23 protein-coding genes are annotated in these 25,252 nt (G+C 62.0%); 16 read left to right on the top strand and 7 right to left on the bottom strand.

Annotated elements, in window-relative coordinates; all coding sequences use genetic code 11:
- Nucleotides 1-25 precede the first annotated feature (25 nt).
- Nucleotides 26-1,207 carry a methionine adenosyltransferase gene (metK, locus tag DTPSY_RS03380; RefSeq protein WP_012655683.1) on the bottom strand — a complete coding sequence of 394 codons (1,182 nt, stop codon included), beginning with the start codon at nt 1,205-1,207 and terminating at the stop codon, nt 26-28.
- A gap of 132 nt (nt 1,208-1,339) precedes the next feature.
- On the opposite strand from metK, the gene DTPSY_RS03385 reads away from it, so the two are divergent.
- The 3 genes from DTPSY_RS03385 (at nt 1,340) to DTPSY_RS03395 (ending at nt 4,267) form a co-directional block, all read left to right on the top strand.
- Complete coding sequence (locus DTPSY_RS03385; RefSeq protein WP_012655684.1) at nt 1,340-2,215, top strand: lysophospholipid acyltransferase family protein; 876 nt, start codon at nt 1,340-1,342, stop codon at nt 2,213-2,215.
- On the top strand, nt 2,212-3,084 hold the full coding sequence (locus DTPSY_RS03390; protein WP_012655685.1) for a lysophospholipid acyltransferase family protein: 873 nt from the start codon (nt 2,212-2,214) through the stop codon (nt 3,082-3,084). Before DTPSY_RS03385 ends, DTPSY_RS03390 begins: the two co-directional genes overlap by 4 nt.
- 94 nt (nt 3,085-3,178) lie before the next feature.
- Nucleotides 3,179-4,267: an IS5-like element ISDisp1 family transposase gene (locus DTPSY_RS03395; RefSeq protein ID WP_012655322.1), complete on the top strand. Its 1,089-nt coding sequence runs from the start codon at nt 3,179-3,181 to the stop codon at nt 4,265-4,267.
- A gap of 187 nt (nt 4,268-4,454) precedes the next feature.
- Here DTPSY_RS03395 and DTPSY_RS03400 read toward each other — a convergent pair whose 3' ends face one another.
- Nucleotides 4,455-5,384: an alpha/beta fold hydrolase gene (locus tag DTPSY_RS03400; protein ID WP_012655686.1), complete on the bottom strand. Its 930-nt coding sequence runs from the start codon at nt 5,382-5,384 to the stop codon at nt 4,455-4,457.
- A gap of 48 nt (nt 5,385-5,432) precedes the next feature.
- Nucleotides 5,433-6,155 (bottom strand): ribosome biogenesis GTP-binding protein YihA/YsxC, encoded by a 723-nt coding sequence (gene yihA, locus DTPSY_RS03405; protein ID WP_049760590.1) that lies wholly within the window; start codon nt 6,153-6,155, stop codon nt 5,433-5,435.
- An 84-nt stretch (nt 6,156-6,239) separates the two neighbouring features.
- On the opposite strand from yihA, the gene DTPSY_RS03410 reads away from it, so the two are divergent.
- The 5 genes from DTPSY_RS03410 (at nt 6,240) to msrQ (ending at nt 12,280) form a co-directional block, all read left to right on the top strand.
- Nucleotides 6,240-6,878 carry a c-type cytochrome gene (locus DTPSY_RS03410; RefSeq protein ID WP_012655688.1) on the top strand — a complete coding sequence of 213 codons (639 nt, stop codon included), beginning with the start codon at nt 6,240-6,242 and terminating at the stop codon, nt 6,876-6,878.
- A 168-nt stretch (nt 6,879-7,046) separates the two neighbouring features.
- Nucleotides 7,047-9,200, top strand: a complete 2,154-nt coding sequence (locus DTPSY_RS03415) for a cytochrome c biogenesis protein ResB (protein ID WP_012655689.1) — start codon at nt 7,047-7,049, stop codon at nt 9,198-9,200.
- On the top strand, nt 9,197-10,531 hold the full coding sequence (gene ccsB / locus DTPSY_RS03420) for a c-type cytochrome biogenesis protein CcsB (RefSeq protein ID WP_012655690.1): 1,335 nt from the start codon (nt 9,197-9,199) through the stop codon (nt 10,529-10,531). Before DTPSY_RS03415 ends, ccsB begins: the two co-directional genes overlap by 4 nt.
- Nucleotides 10,532-10,622: 91 nt before the next feature.
- Complete coding sequence (gene msrP, locus DTPSY_RS03425; RefSeq protein WP_012655691.1) at nt 10,623-11,621, top strand: protein-methionine-sulfoxide reductase catalytic subunit MsrP; 999 nt, start codon at nt 10,623-10,625, stop codon at nt 11,619-11,621.
- Nucleotides 11,621-12,280: a protein-methionine-sulfoxide reductase heme-binding subunit MsrQ gene (gene msrQ / locus DTPSY_RS03430; RefSeq protein ID WP_012655692.1), complete on the top strand. Its 660-nt coding sequence runs from the start codon at nt 11,621-11,623 to the stop codon at nt 12,278-12,280. The genes msrP and msrQ overlap by 1 nt, the downstream gene beginning before the upstream one ends.
- A gap of 66 nt (nt 12,281-12,346) precedes the next feature.
- On the opposite strand, the gene DTPSY_RS03435 is transcribed toward msrQ, so the two are convergent.
- The 3 genes from DTPSY_RS03435 to lptM form a co-directional block, all read right to left on the bottom strand.
- Nucleotides 12,347-13,183, bottom strand: coding sequence for an oxygen-binding di-iron domain-containing protein (locus tag DTPSY_RS03435; protein ID WP_011804166.1), 837 nt, complete (start codon nt 13,181-13,183; stop codon nt 12,347-12,349).
- Nucleotides 13,184-13,247: 64 nt separating this feature from the next.
- Nucleotides 13,248-14,543, bottom strand: coding sequence for a diaminopimelate decarboxylase (gene lysA, locus DTPSY_RS03440; protein ID WP_012655693.1), 1,296 nt, complete (start codon nt 14,541-14,543; stop codon nt 13,248-13,250).
- On the bottom strand, nt 14,540-14,749 hold the full coding sequence (lptM, locus tag DTPSY_RS17840) for an LPS translocon maturation chaperone LptM (protein WP_084002063.1): 210 nt from the start codon (nt 14,747-14,749) through the stop codon (nt 14,540-14,542). The genes lysA and lptM overlap by 4 nt, the downstream gene beginning before the upstream one ends.
- Nucleotides 14,750-14,761: 12 nt before the next feature.
- Here lptM and cyaY point away from each other — a divergent pair, with 12 nt between their 5' ends.
- Entirely contained in the window at nt 14,762-15,091 is a 330-nt protein-coding gene (cyaY, locus tag DTPSY_RS03445; protein WP_012655694.1) for an iron donor protein CyaY, read from the top strand.
- Between the two features lie 75 nt (nt 15,092-15,166).
- Here the strand turns inward: cyaY and DTPSY_RS03450 are convergent, their stop codons facing one another.
- On the bottom strand, nt 15,167-17,506 hold the full coding sequence (locus DTPSY_RS03450; RefSeq protein ID WP_012655695.1) for a penicillin-binding protein 1A: 2,340 nt from the start codon (nt 17,504-17,506) through the stop codon (nt 15,167-15,169).
- A gap of 307 nt (nt 17,507-17,813) precedes the next feature.
- Between DTPSY_RS03450 and DTPSY_RS03455 the strand changes: the two genes are divergently transcribed.
- The 7 genes from DTPSY_RS03455 (at nt 17,814) to DTPSY_RS03480 (ending at nt 25,208) form a co-directional block, all read left to right on the top strand.
- A complete protein-coding gene (locus DTPSY_RS03455) occupies nt 17,814-18,884 on the top strand; it encodes a pilus assembly protein PilM (protein ID WP_012655696.1) in 1,071 nt (356 codons plus the stop codon).
- Nucleotides 18,881-19,492: a PilN domain-containing protein gene (locus DTPSY_RS17845; RefSeq protein WP_012655697.1), complete on the top strand. Its 612-nt coding sequence runs from the start codon at nt 18,881-18,883 to the stop codon at nt 19,490-19,492. The genes DTPSY_RS03455 and DTPSY_RS17845 overlap by 4 nt, the downstream gene beginning before the upstream one ends.
- 1 nt (nt 19,493) lies before the next feature.
- Entirely contained in the window at nt 19,494-20,168 is a 675-nt protein-coding gene (locus DTPSY_RS03460) for a type IV pilus inner membrane component PilO (RefSeq protein WP_012655698.1), read from the top strand.
- Nucleotides 20,165-20,716 carry a pilus assembly protein PilP gene (locus DTPSY_RS03465; protein ID WP_011804184.1) on the top strand — a complete coding sequence of 184 codons (552 nt, stop codon included), beginning with the start codon at nt 20,165-20,167 and terminating at the stop codon, nt 20,714-20,716. Before DTPSY_RS03460 ends, DTPSY_RS03465 begins: the two co-directional genes overlap by 4 nt.
- Nucleotides 20,713-22,803: a type IV pilus secretin PilQ gene (locus tag DTPSY_RS03470; protein ID WP_012655699.1), complete on the top strand. Its 2,091-nt coding sequence runs from the start codon at nt 20,713-20,715 to the stop codon at nt 22,801-22,803. Before DTPSY_RS03465 ends, DTPSY_RS03470 begins: the two co-directional genes overlap by 4 nt.
- 71 nt (nt 22,804-22,874) lie before the next feature.
- Complete coding sequence (gene aroB / locus DTPSY_RS03475; RefSeq protein WP_012655700.1) at nt 22,875-23,978, top strand: 3-dehydroquinate synthase; 1,104 nt, start codon at nt 22,875-22,877, stop codon at nt 23,976-23,978.
- Between the two features lie 57 nt (nt 23,979-24,035).
- Entirely contained in the window at nt 24,036-25,208 is a 1,173-nt protein-coding gene (locus tag DTPSY_RS03480; RefSeq protein ID WP_434060547.1) for a deoxyguanosinetriphosphate triphosphohydrolase, read from the top strand.
- The last annotated feature ends 44 nt before the right edge of the window (nt 25,209-25,252 follow it).

Genomic DNA, 25,252 nt, shown 5'->3' on the forward strand with positions numbered 1-25,252 from the left:
ACCCGCTGGCGCGGGTCGCCGTGCCTTACAGCCCGGCCGCTGCACGCAGCGCGGCAGCCTTGTCCGTCCTCTCCCAGGTGAACTCGGGTTCCTCGCGGCCGAAGTGGCCGTAGGCGGCGGTCTTCGCGTAGATGGGGCGCAGCAAGTCCAGCATCTGGATGATGCCCTTAGGGCGCAGGTCGAAGTGCTCCTGCACCAGCTGGGCGATCTGGTCGTCGGGGATCACGCCGGTGCCCTCGGTGTACACGGTGATATTCATCGGGCGCGCCACGCCGATGGCATAAGCCACCTGGATCTGGCACTGGCGCGCCAGGCCGGCGGCCACGATGTTCTTGGCCACGTAGCGCGCAGCGTAGGCCGCGCTGCGGTCCACCTTCGTTGGATCCTTGCCGCTGAATGCGCCGCCGCCGTGCGGGCAGGCGCCGCCGTAGGTGTCCACGATGATCTTGCGGCCCGTCAGGCCGCAGTCGCCCTGCGGCCCGCCGATGACGAAGCGACCCGTGGGGTTGATGAGGTACTTGGTGTCCTGCAGCCATTCCTTGGGCAGCACCGGCTTGATGATCTCCTCGATGATGGCCTCGGTGAAGCTGGCCTTCATCTTGGTGGCCGTCTCGCTCTGGTCCGGGCTGTGCTGGGTGGAGAGCACCACGGTGTCGATGCTGTGGGGCTTGCCGTCCACGTAGCGCATGGTGACCTGGCTCTTGGCGTCCGGGCGCAGGAAGGGCAGGCGGCCGTCCTTGCGCAACTGGGCCTGGCGCTCGACCAGGCGGTGCGCGTAGTAGATGGGCGCGGGCATCAGCTCGGGCGTCTCGTCGCAGGCGTAGCCGAACATCAAGCCCTGGTCACCCGCGCCGGTGTTCAGGTGGTCGTCGCTGGCGTGGTCCACGCCCTGGGCGATGTCGTTGGACTGCTTGTCGTAAGCCACGAGCACGGCGCAGCCCTTGTAGTCGATGCCGTACTCGGTGTTGTCGTAGCCGATGCGCTTGATGGTGTCGCGCGCCACCTGGATGTAGTCCACGTGTGCGTTGGTGGTGATCTCGCCGGCTAGCACTACCAGGCCGGTGTTGGTCAGCGTCTCGGCTGCCACGCGGCTGCGGGGGTCTTGCGTGAAGATCGCGTCCAGGATGGCGTCGGAGATCTGGTCCGCCACCTTGTCGGGGTGGCCCTCAGAGACCGATTCGGACGTGAAGAGGAAATCGTTCGCCATTTGAATAAACTCCGTGTTGTCAGCATTTGGGCGTTGCCCAGAGCCTCATGGAGCCTCGGCGAACGCTTTAGCAGTTGTGTTTAACGTCGCCCTGCAAGTTGCTCATTTAACTCGGCGACGACCGTCATTGTAATGTCATCCCTCTTTCGGCTCGTTTCCGCGCTGCCCTTGTGGTTGCTGCATGTCATTGGCGCGGCGCTTGGCTGGGTGGCGTTTTGCGCATCGCCCACCTACCGCCGCCGCTTCATCGACAACGCCGCGCGCGCGGGCTATGCCTTGCGTGACGTGCGTGCGGCCATAGCGCACGCAGGGCGCATGGTGGCCGAGGCGCCGCGTCTGTGGCTGCGGCCCGAGCCGCCGGCCTGCGAGATACACGGGGCCGAATGCGTGCAACGGGCCTGGGGCCAAGGCCGCGGCATCGTGTTCCTCACGCCGCACATTGGCTGTTTCGAGTTGTCGGTGCAGGCGGCGGCGCGGCGCTGGTCGCCGGAGCACGGCCCCATCACCATCCTGTACCGGCCCGCGCGCCAGCGCTGGCTGGCCGAGGTGATGCAGACCGCGCGCAACCGCCCCGGCATCCAGGCCGTGCCCACCACGTTGCAGGGCGTGCGCCAGATGATCAAGGCGCTGCGGCGCGGCGAGGCGGTGGGCCTGCTGCCTGACCAGGTGCCGCCGCAGGGGCTGGGGGTGTGGTCGCCGTTCTTCGGCCGCCCGGCCTACACCATGACGCTGGCTGCGCGCCTGGTGCAGCAGACCGGTGCGGCGGTGATCCTGGCGCGGTGCGAGCGCCTGCCACGCGGGCGCGGCTATGTGCTGCACCTGGAGGATTTGCCCCAGCCGCTGGCGCCTACACTCGACGCGGCCGTGCTGCAGCTCAACCAAGCCATGGAATACCTCATCCGCCAAAGCCCCGACCAATACCTGTGGGGCTATGCCCGCTACAAGCAGCCCCGCGCAGAGATGCATACCTCTGCCGGGACCGATGCGCCGCCGGAGGGCCGCGCATGATGGCGCGCGCGGGCATCGCGCTGCTGAATCTGCTGGGTCGCCTGCCGCTGCCGATGCTGCGCGCGCTGGGGCGGTTCATCGGCCGGGTGCTGTTCGTGCTGGCCGTGCCGCGGCGCAGGGTGGCGCTGCGCAACCTGGCCCTGTGTTTTCCGGAGGTGCCCGAATCGCAGCGCCGCGCGTGGGCGCGCGAGTCCTTCGTGGTGTTCTGCCAGACCTTCCTGGACCGCGGCTGGTTGTGGTCGGGCTCTGAGGCGCTGGTGCGCAGTCGCGTGAAGCTGGTGGGCGCGCTGCACGAGCTGGAAGGCGACACGCCAACCATCGTCTTCGCGCCGCACTTCTACAGCATGGACGCAGGCGGTCTCGCCTTGCCGCTGAACACACGGCGCGAGTTCACCTCGATCTTCGCCACCAACCCCGACCCGGTGCTGGACGCATGGTTCATGGCGGGCCGCCAGCGCTTTGGCAACGTGCGCATGCTCAACCGCGCCGACGGCGTGAAACCCATCATCTCGTGCCTGCGCAAGGGCGGGCTGCTGTACCTGCTGCCCGACATGGACTACGGCAGGAACGACTCGGTGTTCGTGCCCTTCTTCGCCATGCCGGACGCGGCCACCATCCCGTCACTGTCGCGCTTTGCTCGCCTGGGGCGCGCCAAGGTGGTGGCGCTGTACAGCCGCATGACGCCCGAGGGTTACGTGGCCGAGCTGACCCCCGCCTGGGACCACTTTCCCACCGAGGACCATGTGGCCGACACGGCGCGCATGAACCGTGAGCTGGAAGCCGCCATCCGCACCATGCCCGCGCAGTACTACTGGGTACACAAGCGCTTCAAGACCCGCCCGGAGGGACAGGATTCGGTGTATCAGTAAAAATGGCTCTAGCAGGCCGTTGAAAAATCCCCCTCCGACGCCCGCGTTCGCCGCTACGATCTGAAGCCATAGGTGAACGACCCAGACGAGGACGATGAGAGGCAACCAAGACTTCCAGGGGGCGATGTTCAGCTACATCAGCCTTGAAGAGCGCGTGCCGCAGGCACACCCGCTGCGCAAGTTGCGCGCGGTGGTTGATGCGCTGCTGGCAACCATGAACCGCGAATTCGAAGCGGTGTACGCCCGCCGTGGCCGCCCATCGGTGCCACCGGAGATGCTGCTCAAGGCCTTGCTGCTGCAGATCCTGTTCTCCATCCGCAGCGAGCGCCAGTTGGTCGAAGCGATCAACTACAACCTGCTGTACCGCTGGTTCGTAGGCCTGAACATCGAAGACAAGGTCTGGGACCACTCCACTTTCAGCGCCAACCGCGAACGTCTGTTCAACGAAGACCTCGCCCGCACCTTCTTCGAGCGCGTCAAGCTCAGTGCCCAGTGGGGCAAGCTCGCCAGCGACGAGCACTTCAGCGTGGACGGCACGCTCATTGACGCCTGGGCCTCGCACAAGAGCTTCAAGCGCAAAGATGACGACAGCGGCACGCCGCCTGGGCGCAACCCCGAGGTGGACTTCAAGGGGCAGGAGCGCTGCAACGACACCCACAAGAGCACCACGGACGCCGATGCCCGGCTGTTCAAGAAGAGCCGGGGCGACAAATCCCGCCTGTGCCACATGGGACACATCCTCATGGAGAACCGCAACGGGCTGATCGTGGATGTCGAGATCACCCATGCCAGCGGCACGGCCGAGCGCGAGGCGGCACTGGCCATGTTGGAGCGTCGGGGCAACAGGAACAAACGGGCCACGGTCGGTGCCGACAAGGGCTACGACAGCAAGGCCTTCATCAAAGGCTGTCGCAAGCTCAAAGTCACGCCCCACGTGGCGGCCAAGGACAAACACTCGGCGGTGGATGCGCGAGTGACACGGCACGAGGGCTACAAGACCAGCCTGAAGGTGCGCAAGCGCATCGAAGAGGCCTTTGGCTGGATCAAGACCGTCGGTGGTCTGGCAAAGACCAAGCTGATCGGTCAGGCCAAGCTCACGGGCCAGGCGCTGCTGTGCTTTGCCACCTACAACCTTGTGCGAATGGGCAGCATCGGCGGCTGGTGGAACGCGCATCATGCGTGAGCCCAGGGATACGTGCGCCCGAAATGGGCGGGAGGGCCTGCAAACCGGCCAGATTGGCCGTTGCAATCGCTGCGCAGACGCGTCTGGGCAGCTCATGTCTTCGAACTCAGCGTCCCTGATGCGTTCGAAAAGCACTTTTTCAACGGCCTGCTAGCGCTTATCTGGTAAGCGATAACAGCTACGAAAATCATAGTGACTGGCGAAGAAAATCCGCCAGGGTGTCGCGCACCAGTCCCGGCTGCTCGTGCACCACCCAGTGTGTGGCGCCCGGCACATGCAGCACCTGCAGGCGTGGCACCCAGGCTTGGAGCCCCTGCAGCAGACCGGGCAGCAACGCGGGGTCCTCCATGCCCCACAGCACTTGCGTGGGTACGGACACCTGCAGCATGTCGGCGGGCAGCGTGAGGGAGCGGATGTCCGGCGTCCCGACGTCCCGGGCAGACGCGGGGCGCGGCGGCCGCAGCGGGCTGGCGCGGTAGTAGTTGCAAGGCCCGGCGAGCCCCGCCGCCCACTGTGCGCGGTAGTGCGCGCGCAGTGCAGGGGTGAGCCAGCCGGGCGCGCTGCCATCGGCGCGGCGAAAGAAGCCGAACAGGCGCGCGAAATCGTTCTCGGCCAGCAGCGACTCGGCGTCCGGGCGGCACAGGAAGTGCATGTACGCACTGGCCTCCTGCTGCGCGGCACTGCCCTGCAACTCGCGCAAGAAGGCGCCAGGGTGAGGCGCGTTGATAACCATCAGGCGCTTGAGCAGTCCGGGATGCTGGTTGGCCAGGTTCCAGGCCACGGCCCCGCCCCAGTCGTGTGCCACCAGCGCCGCCAGCGGCGTGCCGGCACCGGCTTCCTGGGCGATCAGCGCGGCGATGTCCTGCACCAGATGTTTGGGGCGGTAGGCCTCTATTGCAGCCGGCGCGCTGGAGGGTGCATAGCCGCGCAGCCAGGGCGCCACGCAGCGGTAGCCGCCGTGTGCCGGATCGGCGAAATGGCCCAGCAGCGCATCCCAGATGAACGCGCCTTCGGGAAAGCCGTGCAGGAACAGCAGCACCGGGCGCCCCGGCATGCCGGCCACGCGGCAGTGCAGCGTGATGCCGTGCGGCAGTGTGTGGGTGATCGTCTCCGCCATACGCTACGCCTTTCATAGCTGCCAGCGCTTGATGGACGGGCGCTGGCGTCAGTTTTGGTCTTTAGATGGCGGCAGGGCTTCCACGGCCGCATCCTCTTTTTGGACGGGGTGGGCCCACTGCCACAGCAGTTGCGCCACTTCGTCCACGCCCTGCTTCTTGAGCGCGGAGAACATCCTGACCTCACCGCCGCCGGCCTGCAGTCGCGTGATGGACAGTGCCTTGGCCTGCTCGGCGCGCGTGAGCTTGTCGGCCTTGGTGAGCAGCACCAGGAACTTGAGCCCTGCCTCCACGCGCGGCCGCACGGCGTTCAGCAGCGCCTCGTCCAGCTCGGTCAGGCCCAGGCGCGGGTCGCACAGCAGCACGATGGCGGTGAGACTTTCGCGGCTCACCAAGTAGCTCAGCATCACTTGCTGCCAGCGCAGCTTGTCCGAGCGCGACACGGCCGCGTAGCCGTAGCCCGGCAGGTCGGCCAGCACCGCGTCCGTTGCGCCCTGCTTGCCCAGCGCGAACAGGTTGATGTGCTGGGTGCGCCCGGGCTTCTTGGATGCAAACGCCAGTTGGCGCTGCTGGGTGAGGGTGTTGATGCAGGTGGATTTGCCTGCGTTGGAGCGGCCCACGAAGGCGATCTCGGGCACCTCAATGGCGGGCAAATGGTGCAACTGCGCGGCCGTCGTCAGGAAGCGCGCGGTGTGCATCCACCCCATGGCGACCTTGGCGTCCGGCGCTGGCGGGAGGGAGCCAGCAACTGGCGCATGTGATGTGGTCGGCATATATGGGTTTTCCAAGGGATAGGGCGAAACAGGGGGCATTGTAGAATCGCGGGGTTTTGCGCTCATAACACAAGATCCCCCGATATGAAGTTGCTCGCCTCCCTGCTGATGGCTGCCGCACTGGCAGTCCCCGCTGCCTCGGCCCTTGCCGCAGGCGAAACCCCGGCGCCGCAAAAGGCAGCGAAGCCTGATCTCGTGAAGGGCGAGGCCAGCTACGCCGCCGTGTGCGCCGCCTGCCACGCCGCCGACGGCAATTCCACCATCGCAGCCAACCCCAAGCTGGCGCAGCAGCACCCGGAATACCTGGTCAAGCAGCTGCAGGAGTTCAAGGCCGGCAAGCGTGCTGACCCCATCATGCAAGGCATGGCCGCCATCCTCTCCGAGGACGACATGCGCAACGTGTCGTGGTGGCTGGCCTCCAAGCAAGCCAAGGAAGGCTTTGCCAAGGACAAGGATCTGGTCGCCATGGGCGAACGCATCTACCGCGGCGGCATCCAGGAGCGCAACATTGCCGCCTGCGCCGGCTGCCACAGCCCCAACGGTTCCGGCATTCCCGCCCAGTACCCGCGCCTGTCGGGCCAGCATGCCGACTACACGGTCAAGCAGCTGGTGGACTTCCGCGACGGCAAGCGTGGCAACAACGTGCAGATGCGCGACGTGGCCGCCAAGCTCAACGACCGCGAGATCAAGGCCGTGGCTGACTACATTGCCGGTTTGCGTTGATTCACGTCAAATTTCCAGGGGTGCTCCGATGCGCCTTTGGAACCTACCGCCGATAATCGCACCCAAGACGGGCGGGCTCATCTGAACGGATGGCCCGCCCTTTCTCATGGGCCTACGCACGCAGGGTTGACCGGCGTAGGTGGATTCCTCCCGGCCTTCGCGTCTTTCATGTCTGACACCACTTTCGGTCCTAGCAGCGCCCCCCGGACGCACGCCATGCGGTCGATGACCGAGCTGCTGGCGTCCATGCGCTTCGCGATCGCGTTGCTGACCGTGATCTGCATTGCCTCGGTGATCGGCACGGTGCTCAAGCAGCACGAGCCGGCCGTCAACTATGTGAACCAGTTCGGCCCGTTCTGGGCGGATGTGTTCCTGGCGCTCAAGCTGAACGCGGTCTACAGCGCCTGGTGGTTCCTCGTGATCCTGGGCTTTCTGGTGGTCAGCACCTCGCTGTGCATTGCCCGGCATGCGCCCAAGTATCTGGCGGATCTGCGCACCTACAAGGAAGACATCCGCGAGAAGAGCCTGCAGGCGTTCCACCACAAGGCCAGCGCGGAGCTGGCGGCCGAAACGCCCGAGGCGGCCGCGCGCCGCGTGGGCCAGCAACTGGTTGCCAAAGGCTGGAAGGTGCGCCTGCAGCAGCGCCAGACCCCGGCAGGTGACGGCTGGATGGTGGCCGCCAAGGCCGGTGCCGCCAACAAGCTGGGCTATATCGCCGCGCACAGCGCCATCGTGCTGGTGTGCCTGGGCGGCCTGCTGGACGGCGATCTCGTCGTGCGGGCACAGATGTGGTTTGGTGGCAAGACGCCCTATGCGGGCTCGGGATTGATCTCCGAGGTCAAGCCTGAACACCGGCTGTCCGAGCGCAATCCCACGTTCCGCGGCAATCTTGTGGTGGCCGAGGGCACGCAGTCCGGCACCGCCATCCTGAGCCAGTCCGACGGCGTACTGCTGCAGGAACTGCCGTTTGCCGTCGAGCTCAAGAAGTTCATCGTGGAGCATTACTCCACCGGTATGCCCAAGCTGTTCGCCAGCGAGATCGTGATCCACGACCGCGCCACGGGCGAGGCCACGCCGGCGCGCGTGGAGGTCAACCATCCCGTGAGCTACCGGGGCATCGAAATCTACCAATCCAGCTTTGACGATGGCGGCTCCGAAGTGCACCTGCGTGCGCGTCCCATGGCGCCGGGCGCGGAGCCCTTCGATGTGCAAGGCGTGATCGGCGGCTCCACGCGCCTCACGCACTCGGGCTCGGGCGAAGGCATGACGCTGGAGTTCACGGGGCTGCGGGTGCTCAATGTGGAGAACTTCGGCGATACCGGCGCCAGCGGTTCGGGCGCCGACGTGCGCAAGGTGGATCTGCGCGAATCGATCGAATCGCGCCTGGGTGCCGGTAACAAGACCGTGAGCAAGCGCGAACTGCGCAACGTAGGCCCCAGCATCACCTACAAGCTGCGCGATGCGGCGGGCCAGGCGCGGGAGTTCCACAATTTCATGCTGCCCGTGGACACGGGCGACGGTCAGCCCATGTATTTGCTGGGTGTGCGTGAGACCCCCGCGGAGCCCTTCCGCTACCTGCGCGTGCCGGTGGATGCCGAGGGTGGCATGGACGGCTTCTTGCGCATGCGCCTGGCCCTGGCCGATCCGCAGATGCGCGAGCTGGCGGTGCGTCGCTACGCGGCAGCGGCCGTGGATGGGGCGCGCCCCGAGCTGGCCGAGCAACTCGCGCAGTCGGCGGGGCGCGCGCTCGCGCTGTTCGCCGGTGCGATCGACGAGCCTGCTGCGGCGGGCGGCCGGCCGCGCGGCGGGCTGCAGGCGATCTCGGACTTCATGGAGGCCAATGTGCCCGAAGACGAGCGCAACCGCGCCAGCGAGGTGTTGGTGCGCATCCTCAACGGCGCCTTGTTCGAACTCGCGCAGATCACCCGCGAACGTGCAGGCCTGGCCCCCTTGCCACAGAATGGCGCAACGCAGGCGTTCATGACGCAGGCGGTGTTGAGCCTGAGCGATGCACAGGCCTATCCGGTGCCCCTGGCGTTCGAGCTGCGTGACTTCAAGCAGGTGCAGGCCAGCGTGTTCCAGGTGGCGCGCGCGCCGGGCAAGAACGTGGTGTACCTGGGCTGCGCGCTGCTGATCATCGGCGTGTTTGCCATGCTCTACGTGCGTGAACGCCGCGTATGGGTCTGGCTGGCGCCGCAGGACGCGGGCGCCCGCGCGACGATGGCGCTGTCCACCAACCGCAAGACGCTGGACGCGGATCGTGAATTCGCGCAGCTCACCACCCAATTGATCGGAACATCCCCGCACGGAGGTGCCTCATGAATACAGCCACGACCACGCTCACGTTGAGCGAAGGGTATTTCGCACGCCGCAGCTGGTGGGACTGGCTGTTTGCGTTGTTGGTGGTCGCGGGGGGCGTGTTCGCGCTGCAGCGCTATGCGGCGTACATGGATGTGTATGAGAAGGCCATTTTGCTGGGCTCCATTCCCAGCGCGATCTGGCTGGGCTGGTTCTGGCGCCCGCTGAGCACACTGATGCTGATGGTGGCCGCGTGCTCGCTGCTGGCCATCGGGCTGTACCAGAACAATGGCGCGGGCGACCTGGCGCGCGCGGACACGATCTTCGGACTCAAGTACTTTCTGTCGAGCCAGTCGGCCATCCTGTGGATGAGCATGCTGTTCTTCATGAGCACCGCGTTCTATTGGGTGGGCATGCTCTCGCGCGGTCAAGGGCAGACGATGATGCGCATCGGCTCGCGCATTGCGTGGGTGGCCGTGGCGCTGGCATTGATCGGCACCATGGTGCGCTGGTACGAAAGCTACCAGATCGGCCCGGATATCGGCCACATCCCGGTGAGCAACCTCTACGAGGTGTTCGTCATGTTCTGCTGGATGACGGCCGTGTTCTACCTGTACTACGAGGAGCAGTACGAAACCCGCGCGCTCGGCGGCTTCGTGATGCTGGTGGTGAGCGCCGCCGTGGGCTTTCTGTTGTGGTACACGGTCGTGCGCGAGGCACATGAGATCCAGCCGCTGGTGCCCGCGCTCAAGAGCTGGTGGATGAAGCTGCATGTGCCGGCCAACTTCATCGGCTACGGCACCTTCGCGCTGTCGGCCATGGTGGCCTTTGCCTACCTGATCAAACAGCAGGCGAGCGAAACGCGCTGGTGGAAACTGACACCGCTGTGGCTGTTGGGCGTGGTGCTGTGCTTTGAGCCCATCGTCTTTCGCCAGGGTGCGGCCGACAACGGCGGTGGCTACTGGATGGTGTATTTCGGTGTTTCTGCGCTGATCGTGGCGGGCATCTTGTTGGCGCGCCGGCGCATTGCCGAGCGGTTGCCGTCCTTCGAGATCCTGGACGATGTGATGTACAAGTCCATCGCCGTGGGCTTTGCGTTCTTTACCATCGCCACGGTCCTGGGAGCGCTGTGGGCCGCGGAGGCCTGGGGCGGTTACTGGAGCTGGGACCCCAAGGAAACCTGGGCGCTGATCGTGTGGCTCAACTACGCGGCATGGCTGCACATGCGGCTGATGAAGGGTTTGCGCGGCACAATGTCGGCGTGGTGGGCGCTGGTGGGCCTGGCGGTGACCACCTTCGCCTTTCTGGGCGTGAACATGTTCCTGAGCGGGCTGCACAGCTACGGAACCTTGTAACCCTCGGCGTCCAAGGGGGGAACCTGCGGGCCCTGCGGGCAGTCTGTGTCTCATGCAGACTGTGGCAGATGCGGCTGCCAGAAGGACCCCCATGTTGATTCCTACCCGAGACAACGGTTACATCCACCCTTGCGCCGGCGAGATCACGCCGCGCGCCGTCTATGAGCAGCGACGCGCCATGCTCCGCCTGCTGGCAGCGGGTGCTGGTGGCGCGGCGATGGCCGGCTGGGCAGGGCGTGTCGCCCTCGCTGACCAAGTCCGCCGACCGGGGCGGCTTGCACCCCTGCCGGGTGCACCGTCCGCCGTGCCGGGCGCGGTGACCATGGAGAAGGTCACCGAGTACCAGGATGCCACCACGTACAACAATTTCTACGAATTCGGCACGGACAAGAGCGACCCCGCGCGCAATGCCCATACCCTGAAAACCCGCCCCTGGACCGTGGAAGTGGAAGGCTTGGTCAACAAGCCACGGCGCTTCGATATCGACGAGCTGCTCAAGCTCAGCGCGCAGGAGGATCGCATCTACCGCCTGCGCTGCGTCGAGGGCTGGTCCATGGTGATCCCCTGGGTGGGGTACTCGTTGGCAGAGTTGATCAAGCGGGTGGAGCCGCAGGGCAGTGCCAAGTACGTCGAGTTCGTCACGCTGGCGGACAAAGCCACCATGCCTTACGTGGGCTCGCATGTGCTGGACTGGCCTTACACCGAAGGCCTGCGCTTGGACGAGGCCATGCATCCGCTCACGCTGCTCGCCTTCGGCATGTATGGCGAGGTGCTGCCCAATCAGAATGGCGCACCGGTGCGCATCGTCGTGCCGTGGAAGTACGGCTTCAAGAGCGCCAAGAGCATCGTCAAGATCCGCTTCGTCGAGAAGGAGCCTGGTACCGCATGGAACAAGGCTGCACGGCAGGAGTACGGCTTTTATTCCAACGTGAATCCGGATGTGGACCACCCGCGCTGGAGCCAGGCCACCGAACGGCGTATCGGCGAGGGCGGACTGTTCGCCAAGAAGCGCAAGACCCTGCTGTTCAATGGCTACGAGGCCCAGGTGGGACAGCTCTACGCGGGCATGGATCTGCGCAAGTTCTACTGATGGGGCATGCACGCCTTTCGGGCAGTACTCCCGCGCTGGCGGGTCGCGGCTGGGGCGCGCGCGTGTTGTTGCACCCGGCAGCCAAGCCGGTGCTGTTTGTGCTGTGCCTGCTACCACTCGCCTGGCTGGTGTATGGGGCGGCCGCCGATCGCCTGGGCGCCAACCCTGCCGAAGCCCTGATCCGCTCCACGGGCGACTGGACGCTGCGCATGCTGTGCCTCACCCTGGCAGTCACACCCCTGAGGCTGGCGCTGGCCCAGCCGCCGCTGGCACGCTTTCGGCGCATGCTAGGGCTGTACACCTTCGCCTACGCGGCACTCCACTTGCTGTGCTACAGCTGGTTCGACATGGGGCTGGATGTGCCGGAAATCGTTCGTGACGTGCTCAAGCGCCCCTTCATCCTGGTGGGCATGGGCTGCTTTGCGGTGCTGCTGGCGCTGGCGGCCACGTCGTTCAACCGGGCCATGCGCTGGATGGGCGGGCGGCGCTGGCAGCAACTGCACCGCGGCGTGTACCTGGCCGCGGGGCTGGCGATCCTGCACTTTTTCTGGATGCGGTCGGGCAAGAACGACTTTGCCGAGGTGGCGGTCTATGCCGCCATCCTGGCGGCGTTGCTGCTCGCTCGGCCTTGGTTGCGCCGGCGCCGCCGTGTCGTCTGATTGCTATTAATTAGATAGCTGCTAGCGCTTTCTGGGTAAGCGCTAGAGCCGATTTTTATCAAACTTTCAGGCGCGCACGGCCTGCAGCGCAGGGCGCACCTGGCGGGTGACGGGATCGATGTGACCCGTGGGGATCTGGTAGGCGCGGTCATCAAACAGGTCGATGCCACACATCAGGCTGTCGAGCCATTGGAAGAAGTCGTCGATGGCCGGCTTGCCCATGATGGGCGCGCCGTGCTGCGGAACCACCATGGCGATGTCGAGTTGCCGCGCCATGCGCGTCCACAGGCGCAGGATCTTGTTGGAGACCATGTAGCGGCGGTGAAAGCCTTCCATGCGTGGAATGTGCGGTGCTAGATGGGTCACCGGCACGCGCGCGTCGGCGCCCGAGGTCATGGAGACGCCCAGGTCGCCCGTGAACAGGATGCGGCTGACCGGGTCGTAGAAGTGGAAGTTGCCTTCGGAATGCATGAAGTGCGCCGGCAGCAGCACCAGCTCGTGCCGGCCCAGCGGCAGGCGGCCGCCGCTGTCGGGCACCCCGATGATGCGGTTTTCGGTTTTGCCGAGCTTGGTGAAGTGCGGCGCGAAGCGCTCCCAGATGCGTGAGATGACCAGCGTCGCCTTGGTGCTGCTCAACCAGCGGTCCAGCGAGGCGATGATGTCGGGGTCGGCGTGCGACGCAATCAGATAGGACAGCTTGTGGGGCGGAAAGTGCTTGGACATGCCCATGAACAACTCGTTGAACGCCAGATTGCCGCCCGGGTCGATGATGGCGCCCGTGTCGTCGTCCACGATCAGGAACTGGTTGGCCTGAACCGCCTGCCCATCCTCCTCGACAAGGTCCGAGAACATCAGACAAGCGTGGTTCTTGTCCCGGTAGAGTTCAAGAGGTTCCTGAGGCATGCACGTGACTCCGCAATGAAAGTGCAATAGTACTCAAGGCGAAATGGTTATTCCTTGATGGTTATCAAGGGTTGCCCTGCGGTACCAGCTTTTCGCTGCGGAAAATGTCGTTCACGCTTTCGCGCGTGCGGATGAGGTGGGCTCGCGCTCCGTCCACCAGCACCTCGGCGGGTCGGGGGCGGGTGTTGTAGGTGCTCCCCATGGAACTGCAGTACGCCCCGGCGGACAGCACCGCCAGCATATCGCCCGCTGCCACCGCCAGGTTGCGGTCACGGCCGATCCAGTCCCCGCTTTCGCAGATCGGTCCGACGACGTCATACACGTGCGACACGGCCGTGGGGGCTGTTGCCTGCAGGGGCACGATGGCGTGGTAGGCCTGGTACATCGCCGGACGCGGCAAATCGTTCATGGCCGCATCGACGATGCAGAAGTTCTTTTGCTCGCCGGGCTTGAGGTAGAGCACCTCCGTCAGGCAAACACCGGCGTTGCCCACCAAGGAGCGACCGGGCTCGATCATCAATTGGCGGTCACCGTAGCCGCGCGCGTCCAGTTTGGCCAACAGCTTGGCCCACAGCGCGTCGGCCCGTGGTGGCGTGTCGCCGTTGTAATCGATGCCCAAACCACCGCCAAAATCGATGTGGTGGACCGCGATGCCTGCGGCCTCGATGGCTTGCACGAGGTCCAGCATGCGATCCATGGCGTCCAGATACGGGCTCTCTTCCGTGATCTGGGAGCCGATGTGGCAATCGATGCCCACCACGCGCAAGCCGGGCAGGGCGGCTGCGCGCTGGTAGGTGGCAACCGTGCGTTCATGGGCGATACCGAACTTGTTGCCCTTGAGGCCCGTGGAAATGTAGGGGTGGGTCTTGGCGTCCACGTTGGGATTGACACGAATGCTGATCGGTGCGCGCAATCCCATGGATTGGGCCACTTCGCTCAGCACCTCGAGTTCTGCCTCGCTCTCCACGTTGAAGCAGCCAATGCCGACCTCCAGCGCCTGGCGCATTTCTGCGCGCGTCTTGCCTACGCCGGAAAAGATCACCTTCGCCGGGTCGCCGCCGGCTGCAATCACGCGTTGCAGTTCGCCGGCAGAAACGATGTCGAAGCCGCAGCCATGGCGTGCGAAAAGCTGCAGGACAGCGAGCGACGAGTTCGCTTTCATGGCATAGCAGATCTGCACCTTGCGTCCAGCGAACCCGCGCTGGTAGGCCCCCAGGGCGTCCAGCATGGCTGCCTGGGAATAGACGTAGAGGGGCGTGCCGAACTCCCGGGCCAGGTCGGCAAGGCGAAGGCCCTCCAACTGAAGCGCTTGGTCGTGGTAGTGCAAGTGGGGGTGGCCGGGCAGAACGGGATGGGTCATGGACGGGTGGTGGAAGCGGAATCGACTGGCGACGAGGCGGGAGCCCGCGAGGCGGCGGGGTTGAGGGTTTCAGGCAGTGTGGCGCGCTGCGCGGCAGCCGGGTCCGTGGGCAGGTAAAGCGGACCCCGTTGGCCACAGGCCGCGAAGGCTGCCGTGCTCACAGCAAGGACAATCGTCCTGACTAGAATTTGACGAGCTCTGAACATACGCAAATTGTAATGACCGACCTCGAATTCATGGACCGTGCAGAAAAGCTGCTGCTGGCGGTGGAACAAAGCTGCGACCGTATCAACGACACTACCGACGCTGATCTGGATGGCCAGCGTACGGGGGGCATGGTGACCATCACTTTCCGCAACCGCAGCCAGATCGTGATCAACCTTCAAAAGCCGCTGCACGAGATATGGATGGCGGCGCAATCCGGCGGATATCACTTCCGCCATGACGGGACGGCGTGGATGGATACCAAGGGTGCCGGCGAGTTCTTTGCAGCGCTCAGCCACAACGCCACTTTGCAAGCGGGGGAAGCGCTCCAGTTCACCGACTAGCGGCGACAGCGCGGCTCGGCCAACAAGCGAAGGGCTGCGCAAATGATTGCGCGGGCGCACAGGCTCGCCTCTTCATCAATTACGGAACAGGTCTAGGATACGGTTGCGCTCTTCGGGTGGAGGCGGTGTTCCCGGAGCCGGCGCACCGTCGGTGGGGGCGGCGCTCTCCATACCCACACTGGCGACGCCCGCGTTGCGTGCATATTCTTCGTAGAACCATTCGCCACTCACGTTCACGACGCCAGCGGGCACGGTGGGCTCTGCCACAGGGACGCCCTTAAGCGCTTTTTCCATGAAGCTGATCCAGACCGGCAGGCTGAGTCCGCCACCGGTCTCACGGCTTCCGAGGTTGCGCGGCGTGTCATAACCGATCCACGTCACAGCAGCCAGCGTGGGCTGGAAGCCTGCAAACCACGCATCGACTGCGTCATTGGTCGTTCCTGTCTTGCCATAGATATCGGGGCGTTTGAGCGTGGCCTGTGCACGTGCCGCCGTGCCGGAGCGCGCGACTTCCTGAAGCATGCTGTTCATGATGAACGCGTTGCGTGGCTCAATGGCGCGGGGGTTGTCTGTGACGGCGGGAGGTTGGAAATCCGACAGGATGCGTCCCTTGTGGTCCGTGACACGGGTGATGAGATAGGGGTTGACGCGGTAGCCGCCGTTGGCAAACACCGCGTAGGCCGAAGCGAGTTGCATCGGGGTGACAGAGCCTGCGCCCAGCGCCATCGTCAGATAGGGGGGATGCTTGTCGGCTTCGAATCCGAAACGGGTCACCCAGTCCTGCCCATTCTTGGGGCCCACAGCCTGCAGGATGCGAATGGAAACGACGTTCTTGGAGCGGGCAAGCCCTGCGCGCATGGTCATGGGACCGTCGTACTTGCCATCGTAGTTCTTGGGCTCCCAGGGTTGCCCGCCTGTCACGCCCGCACTGAAGAACAAGGGAGCGTCGTTGATCACCGTGGCAGGTGTGAAGCCCTTTTCCAGAGCTGCGGAGTAGATGAACGGCTTGAACGCCGAACCTGGCTGGCGCCAGGCCTGGGTGACATGGTTGAACTTGTTCTTGTCGAAGTCAAAGCCGCCCACCAGGGCACGGATGGCACCGGAACGCGGATCGATGGCCACGAAAGCACCTTCCACCTCAGGAAGCTGGGTGATTTCCCAAGTCTTCTTGGGTGTTTGTACGACCCTGATGACCGCGCCCCGGCGCAGTTTGATGTTGGGCGGGGCTTTCTCGCTGAGTCCGGACTGCGCTGGCTTGAGGCCTTCGCCCGTGATCTCGATCTGTTCGCCATCGGCGCGGGCCGCCAGAATCCTCTTGGCGTTGACCTCCAGCACGACCGCGGCGAGCACATTGCCGTTATCCGGGTGGTTGGCCAGAGCGTCGTCGATGGCGTCTTCGGTCTCCTCAGACGCGGAGGGCAGGCTGACAAACCGCTCAGGCCCGCGGTAGTGCTGTCGGCGCTCGTAGTCCATGATGCCTTTGCGCAACGCGGTGTAGGCTGTCTCCTGCTCGCCGGCATTCAGCGTGGTGTACACATTCAATCCGCGCGTGTATGCCTCGGGGCCGTACTGCGCGTAGATGAGTTGACGCGCCATCTCAGCCACGTACTCCGCATGGATACGGGTCGAATCCGTCGACGAGCGCAGCTTGAGATCTTCTTGCTTTGCAGCAGTGGCTTCCTCGGCAGTGATGAAGCCGTTTTCCAGCATGCGATCAATGATGTACAGCTGCCGGATCCTTGCGCGCTTGGGGTTGGAGATGGGGTTGTAAGCGGATGGGGCCTTCGGAAGGCCAGCAAGCATGGCTGCTTCGGCAATGGATATGGACTTCAGCGGCTTGCCAAAATAGGTTTCTGCGGCTGCTGCAAATCCATACGCGCGATTTCCCAGATAAATCTGGTTCATGTAGATCTCGAGAATCTGGTTTTTCGTTAACAGATGCTCAAGCTTAAATGTGAGTAATATTTCGTAAATTTTTCTGGTGAATGTTTTTTCGGAAGAAAGATAAACATTTCGCGCCACTTGCATGGTAATAGTGGAAGCCCCCTGGCTTTTTACGCGTCCTAGATTGGCCAGCGCAGCGCGCAACACCCCTTTGTAGTCCACGCCCCCGTGCTGGAAGAAGCGTGCGTCTTCGATCGCCAACACTGCGTTGGTCATCACAGGGGGGATGTCCTGGATGGGCGTCAAGTTGCGCCGCTCCTCACCGAACTCTCCCAGCAATGCGCCTTCTGCGGAGTACACCCGCAGGGGTAGCTTAGGGCGGTAGTCCGCCAGATCGGACACATCAGGCAGATTGGGATATGCCACCGCAAGGCCCAGTCCGATGGCGAGAGCACCGGTCAACGTTGCGGCGACGCCCAGGCCAAGGATCCACGTGAACCCTAGCAGAAGCCAGCGCACGGCGCGTGGCATTGAGGATGTGGGCGGGGAAGATGTTCTGTCGGGAGGCTGTGGCATAGGGTCTCGATACGAGGCAACCCGTCATTATAAAAATCTTGGCGTGTCGGCTTGGCTGGGCCGCCTGCCCTGGTCAGCGCGCAAAAAATAGGGCCGACGTTTCAACGATAGCACCTGAAAATCGTCTGCTTTTGACAACGCCGCTTTTGTGTGAGAAAGGTAAAACTCTTGGCTGGTGAAGAACCTTACTGATAGCATTCATGTGAAGTGTTAAGTTTTGTTGCGTCATATAGATAAGTAGCGGAGGGGCACCTTGATCTCAATGGGGTCGTTGTTCAGTCGTCAGTCTGCCCCATTGCTGGGTGTGGACATCAGTTCTTCCAGCGTCAAGCTGGTGGAGTTGGGACGAGATAAGGGAGGGGCGCTGGTTCTCGAGTGCTGTGCAATCGAGCAACTGGAGCGTGGGTGGATCACGGATGGCAACATCGAAAAGTTCGATGAGGTCGCCGAGGCGTTGCGTCGCGTTGTGAAAAAGAGCGGGACCAAAACCAAGAATGTCGCCCTTGCATTGCCATCCTCTGCTGTGATCACCAAGCGCATCACGCTGCCCGGCGGGATGTCCGAGCAGGAACTGGAAGTGCAGGTGGAATCCCAAGCCAACCAGTACATTCCTTTTTCGCTGGACGAGGTGAGCCTCGACTTCTGCGTGGTGGGCCCCAGCAAGAGCGCGCCAGGCGATGTCGACGTGCTGATTGCGGCCTCTCGCAAAGAGAAGGTGCAAGATCGTCAAGGCCTCGCGGAGGCGGCTGGACTGAAGCCCGTGGTCGTCGACATTGAGTCGCATGCGGCACGCTTGGCAGCAGGGCGGCTGATTGAAGGGTTGCCCAATCGGGGCGCCGATGCGGTCGTTGCCCTCTTTGAGGTGGGGGCAATGACGACGAGCATGCAGGTCATTCGGAATGACGATGTCTTGTATGAACGCGACCAAGCCTTTGGTGGTGCGCAGTTGACCCAATTGATCGTGCGTCAGTATGGGTTCTCACAAGAAGAAGCGGAGGGCAAGAAGCGCAATGGCGACTTGCCTGAAGACTATCAATCTGCTGTCCTGCGCCCCTTCGTGGACAGTCTCTCTCAGGAAATCAGCCGCGCGCTCCAGTTCTTCTTTACGAGCACCCCATACAACCGCGTGGATCACATCATGCTCGCAGGCGGATCTGCCCCTCTGCCCGGCTTGACGGAATCTGTCATTCAGAACACGGGGTTTGCGTGCAGCGTCATCAACCCCTTTGATGGCATGGAAGTGGGCGGGGGGGTTCGCCTCAAAAAGATGGTGCGCGAGGCGCCGTCTTACTTGACCTCCTGTGGGCTGGCAATGCGGAGGTTCCTGCAGTGATTCTTATCAACCTACTCCCGCATCGGGAGGCTGCTCGTAAACGCAGGCGGGAGGCGTTTCAAGCCGTCATGCTCGCTTCTGCATTGGTGGGGCTTGCCATTGCTGCGGCTATTTATTGGTGGTTTCAGATGATGATCACTGACCAGCAAGATCGCAATAATTTTCTACGAAGCGAAATCGGAGTCCTTGAGGGACAAATCAAGGAAATCGCGACTATTGAAGAAGAAATTGCAGCTCTACAAGCGCGACAGAAAGCAGTAGAGGACTTGCAATCTGATCGAAATTTGCCTGTGCACCTCCTTAATGAATTGGTAGCGCAATTACCTGATGGTGTATATATCACCAGTTTGAAGCAAATAGATCAAACTGTAACTATGCAGGGTATGGCTCAGTCTAATGAGCGCGTTTCTGAAATGCTGCGCAATCTTGCCAACAATACCCCATGGTTTTCGAAGCCGGAATTGGTGGAAATCGTCGCAGCAAATGTTGCCTTAACTCCAAAGGACCAGCGTCGGGTTGCCTCTTTTAATCTGCGTTTCCGGCTGGTGCGAAGCGCCGAAGCGCAGAAGGCAATGGAGGCCGCCAGTGCCGTGGCTGCGAGGAAGTAACATGGCAAAAAAGAATAAGCCAAAACTTGATTTCGCAAAGCTGCAGGGGGATCTGCAACGGCAGTTTCACAACTTAGATCCTAAAGATCCTTCTTTGTGGCCAGTGTTGCCCCGTGCATTGCTTTGTGCACTCATCGCTGCGGGCGTCGCTACCTTTCTTTGGTTCTTTAAGTTGACTGAGTATGAGCAAGAACTGACGGCCGAGCGGAATACTGAGCAGACGCTTCGGGAGGATTACCAGAAAAAACTGGTTAAGGCGGTCAGTCTGGAGGCGTTAAAAAAACAACGAGAACAGATTCAGCAGTATGTGATTCAATTGGAAAAGCAACTGCCTAGCAAGGCGGAAATGTCTGCTCTGCTCTCTGATATCAACCAGGCGGGGCTTGGGCGGAGTCTGCAATTTGAATTGTTTAGGCCCGGGCAAATAGTGATCAAGGACTATTACGCTGAGCTGCCTATTGCTATTCGCGTGGCAGGGAAGTACCACGACATGGGTGCTTTTGCCTCAGATGTGGCCAACTTATCCCGCATTGTTACTTTGAACAATCTGGCAATTACTCCTATTTCAAAGGATGCAGCCGGCAATTTGACGCTTGAGGCGACAGCAAGAACGTTCCGTTATCTGGATCCTGAGGAAATACAGGCGCAGAAGGCGGCTAAGGGGGGTAAGAAATGAAGCGGATTACTGCCCTGATTGCCTTGAGTGCTGTCTTTGCGCTGGCGGGATGCGGACCCAGCGGGGAAGAAGAGCTTCGTCAGTGGATGTCGGAATTGCGCGCAACAACCAAGCCGCGTATTACCCCGCTGAAAGAGCCTAAGCAATTCTTTCCTCAAGATTATGTTTCGGATAGTGGTATTGATCCGTTCAATTCAATGAAACTGACATTGGCTTTGCGGCGGGACTCGGCGGAATCAGCGGCTAATGCTTCCCTGATTGCCCCGGAGATGGCAAGGCGGAAGGAGCCGTTGGAGGCATATCCGCTCGATGCAATCCGGATGGTGGGGAGCATGAATAAGGCAGGTATACCTACCGCATTGATCAGTGTCGATAAGTTGCTGTATCAAGTCCGGGCGGGTAACTATCTAGGACAAAACTACGGGAAAATCGTCGGTATTACCGAGACCAATATGCGCCTGCGAGAGATTGTCCAAGATCCGACGGGCGATTGGGTAGAGCGTATGACAACACTGGATCTGCAAGAGGGGAATGAGGTGAAGAAATGATTCAAGAGAAGCTTCGTTTACACGCGTACTGGCGGATGTTGGGAGCCGCAGTTGTGGCTGCGCTGACGGTGTCTGTGGCGCAAGCTCGCGGATCTATTGATTCCATCTCTGGTTTTTTGCAAGGTGGCGCCGAAGTTCTGCGGATTGAATTTTCTGAGCCGCAAGCAGAATTGCCCACTGGGTTCTCTATCCAAAACCCTGCGCGCATTGCACTGGACTTTCCTGGAGTGAGCAATGGGACCGGGCGCTCATCAATAGATATCAATCAGGGGAATGTCAAGTCTGCCAACATTGTGCAAGCAGGAGCGCGGGCGCGCGTAGTCTTGAATCTCAAGCAGCCCACTTCTTACCGCGCAGAGTTGCAAGGCAAGACAGTCCTGGTGCTGTTGGATGCTGCGTCCTCGGCTGCAAAGATGCCTCCTCCTCAGGTGACGACATTCGCAGAAAGTCAAAATATTGACAATTTGCCGCTGAAGGATCTTGATTTTCGACGTGGAACAGATGGGGCCGGTCGTATTGTTGTTGGGTTGCCTAACAATCAGGTGGGCGTCGATTTGCAGCAGCAGGGTAAGGGGCTGATTGTTGATTTCCTGCGTTCATCGTTGCCCGAAGGCCTGCGCCGTAAACTGGACGTTTCTGACTTCGGTACGCCCGTGCAAACCATTACTGCATCACAACAGGGTGAGCGTGTGCGTCTGACAATTGACCCTGTTGGTGAATGGGAGCATAGCGCTTATCAAAGTGATAATCAGTTTGTAGTCGAGGTGCGGCCGAAGAAGGTTGATTTGACTAAATTGACACAAGGTCCTGCATACTCTGGAGAGAAACTCTCTCTGAATTTTCAAAATATTGAAGTTCGTTCGTTGCTGCAAGTGATTGCGGATTTTACTAATTTCAATATTGTTACCTCGGACACTGTTACCGGTGCTTTGACCTTGCGGCTGAAGGATGTTCCCTGGGATCAGGCTCTCCAGATCATCATGGACGCCAAGGGGCTTGGCATGCGCAAGTCTGGCACGGTACTGTGGATCGCGCCTAAAGACGAAATAGACGAGCGCACAAAGAAGGATTACGAAGCCGCTTTGGCGATTCAGAAATTGGAGCCTTTGCGGACCCAGGCTTTCCAATTGAATTATGCAAAAGCCGCCGACATGGTCACCCAACTGACCATGAGCAGTCAGGGTGGATCGTCCACGAGCGGTTACTCCAATCGATTCCTGTCGGATCGCGGGAGTGCAATCTCGGAGCCGCGCACCAATCAGCTATTTGTTACGGATACTTCGGCCAAACTTGAAGAAGTTCGCCAGTTGTTGGCGACGCTTGATGTACCGGTGCGGCAGGTGATGATCGAGGCGCGTATCGTGGAAGCGCGGGATACGTTTGGTCGTTCCTTGGGGGTGCGGCTGGGAGGAGGGTCGCGCACGGGCGGAAGTGCAGTTGGCGGTACCTACGATAATGTGGCCGGCCCCACTGGGGGGAGTGGCATGTCACCGTTCGTTAGCCTGCCTGCATCTTTATCAGGGGTCTCCACTGTTGGATCATTCGCATTGTCGATCTTCAATTCCAACGCCAGTCGCTTCCTCTCTCTGGAGTTGTCTGCCATGGAAGCGGATGGGCAGGGCAAGATCGTTTCCAGTCCGCGTTTAATTACGGCTGATCAGACCAAGGCGCTCATCGAACAGGGGACGGAATATCCTTATTCGGTTACCGCTCCGAACGGTGCGACAACCATCGCCTTTAAGAAAGCCGTATTGAAACTGGAAGTGACGCCTCAGATCACCCCTGAGGGCAACATCATTCTTGATCTGGACGTCAACAAGGACAGTCGAGGAGAGAGCACCACGCAGGGAGTGGCCATCGATACTAAGCACATCAAGACCCAAGTGTTGATCGAGAACGGCGGCACTGTCGTGATCGGGGGTATTTTTGAGATGGAAGAGACCAACCAAGAGAACAAAATACCTGTCTTGGGTGACGTTCCCGTGGTCGGGAATCTATTCAAAAATAGAACGAAGGAGTCCACCAAGCGGGAGATGCTGGTGTTTATTACTCCCAAGGTCATCACAGATCGCGGGCCGGTACGCTGAGGCACGTGTTCAGTTAGTTCGACAGGGGGTGGTTCACCCCCTGTTTTTATTGGGTAGATGGAGTGGCATGTATGGCAAAGATGGCTACGGTACAGATCGAACTAGGGGATCGGGGCTACGCCATCTATATCGGCAACGGTCTGCTGGAGAATGCAGGCACCTACAAGGGCTTGCCCGCAGCGTACGCCGCGCTCATTGTCAGCAATACCTCGGTTGCACCGTTGTATGCACAGAGATTGCGGAATGCCTTGCGGATGCAATATGCGCAGCTGCACGAAGTCGTCTTGCCAGATGGCGAGTCACACAAGGATTGGCATACGCTGAATCTGATCTTTGACGGTTTGCTGCAGCACGGCTGCGACCGTAGAACTGTTTTATTCGCCTTGGGCGGCGGTGTCATCGGCGACATGACCGGTTTCGCCGCGGCGTGCTACATGCGCGGCGTGCCCTTCGTGCAAGTGCCCACCACATTGCTGGCGCAAGTGGATTCGTCGGTGGGCGGCAAGACTGCCATCAACCATCCGCTGGGTAAGAACATGATCGGCGCGTTCTATCAGCCTCAGTTGGTGGTATGTGATCTGGACACGTTGGACACTTTGCCGGCCCGCGAGTTGGCGGCGGGCCTGGCCGAGGTGATCAAGTACGGGCCTATCGCAGACATGGAGCTGTTTGCCTGGCTCGAGGCCCACATGGACGCGCTCGTTGCGCGGGAGCGCGGCGCGCTGGCCCATGTGGTCAAGCGCAGCTGCGAGATCAAGGCGGCGGTGGTAGGCGCGGATGAACGCGAAGCCGGGCTGCGTGCCATTTTGAATTTCGGCCATACCTTTGGCCATGCCATCGAGGCGGGCATGGGCTACGGCGTGTGGCTGCATGGCGAAGGGGTTGCCGCAGGCATGGTGATGGCCGCGCATCTATCGCAGCGGCTGGGTTTGGTGGACGGCTCTTTCGTTGAACGCCTGACGCGCCTGATCGAGCGCGCCGGTCTGCCCACACGGGGGCCGGTGCTTGACGCGCAGGACAATGCGGGGCGCTATCTGGAACTCATGCGCGTGGACAAGAAGGCAGAAGGCGGTGAGATCCGCTTCGTGCTGATCGACGGACCCGGCAAAGCCATCATGCGCGCCGCGCCGGATGCGCTGGTGCGCGAAGTCATCGACCAGTGCTGCGCATCCTGATGTTTACTATAAAAATAGTAGCTGATTGCGCTTTTCTGGTGGGCGTTATGGGGCTGTTTGGTGCTTGAGACGCATTTGGCGTCGTATGCCTGTCATTCGGCGTGCACTCAAGGCAGGCGCCATCCCGAGGCGCCGGCGCCTACGCTTACGGAATACCAGCGGGACCGCGACCGTATCGTGCATTCCACCGCGTTCCGGCGGCTGGTCTACAAGACCCAGGTATTCCTCAACCATGAGGGCGATCTGTTCCGTACGCGGCTCACGCATTCACTGGAGGTTGCGCAGTTGGGGCGCTCCATCGCGCGGTCGCTGAGGCTGAACGAAGACCTCGTCGAGGCCATTTGCCTGGCGCACGACCTGGGACATACGCCCTTCGGCCATGCAGGGCAGGACGCGCTCAACGAGTGCATGGCGGACCATGGAGGCTTCGAGCACAACCTGCAGAGCCTGCGTGTGGTGGACACGCTGGAAGACCGCTACCCCGCCTACGATGGCATCAACCTGACCTACGAGACGCGCGAGGGCATCCTCAAGCACTGCTCGCGGCGCAACGCCGAGCAATTGGAGGCGCGCGAACCCGGCGGTGTGGGGCGGCGTTTCCTCCTCGGCCAGCAGCCGAGCCTGGAGGCGCAGCTGTGCAACCTGGCCGATGAGATGGCCTACAACGCCCACGATATCGATGATGGTGTGCGCTCGGGCCTGATTACGCTGGAGCAGTTGCGCGACGTACCGCTGTTCGACCGCTACCGCGCGCAAGCGCAGAACGACTACCCGCATCTCGCGCAGTCCGAAGGGCGGCGCCGATTGCTGAGCGAGGCTATCCGCCGCATGCTCAGCGAGCAGGTGTACGACGTGATCGATGCCACGCGCGCAGCGCTGGCAGAACATGCGCCCGCTGATGTGGAAGCGGTGCGCCGGCTGCCGGCCCTGGTCGGCTTCTCGCAGGCCATGCGCGCGCAGTCGCAGGTGCTCAAGCGGTTCCTGTTCCAGTCGCTGTACCGCCATCCCCAGGTCATGCAGACCACGGACCGTGCCCGTCAGGTGGTGCGCGACCTGTTCGCCATCTACCAGGCGGACCCGCGGGAAATGCCACCGGTGCAGGCCGGCTGGGCGTTGGATGGCGACGATGCACGCCGTGCGCGCACGGTGGCGGATTTCATCGCAGGCATGACCGACCGGTTCGCCGCCCGAGAGCACGAACGCTTGACCGGTCAGCGCTTGCTGGCCTGACGCGCCAGCCCCGGTCCGCCTGTGCGGCAGGGCAGAGACATACA

Source organism: [Acidovorax] ebreus TPSY (genome assembly GCF_000022305.1).
GTDB classification, from domain to species: domain Bacteria; phylum Pseudomonadota; class Gammaproteobacteria; order Burkholderiales; family Burkholderiaceae_C; genus Diaphorobacter; species Diaphorobacter nitroreducens.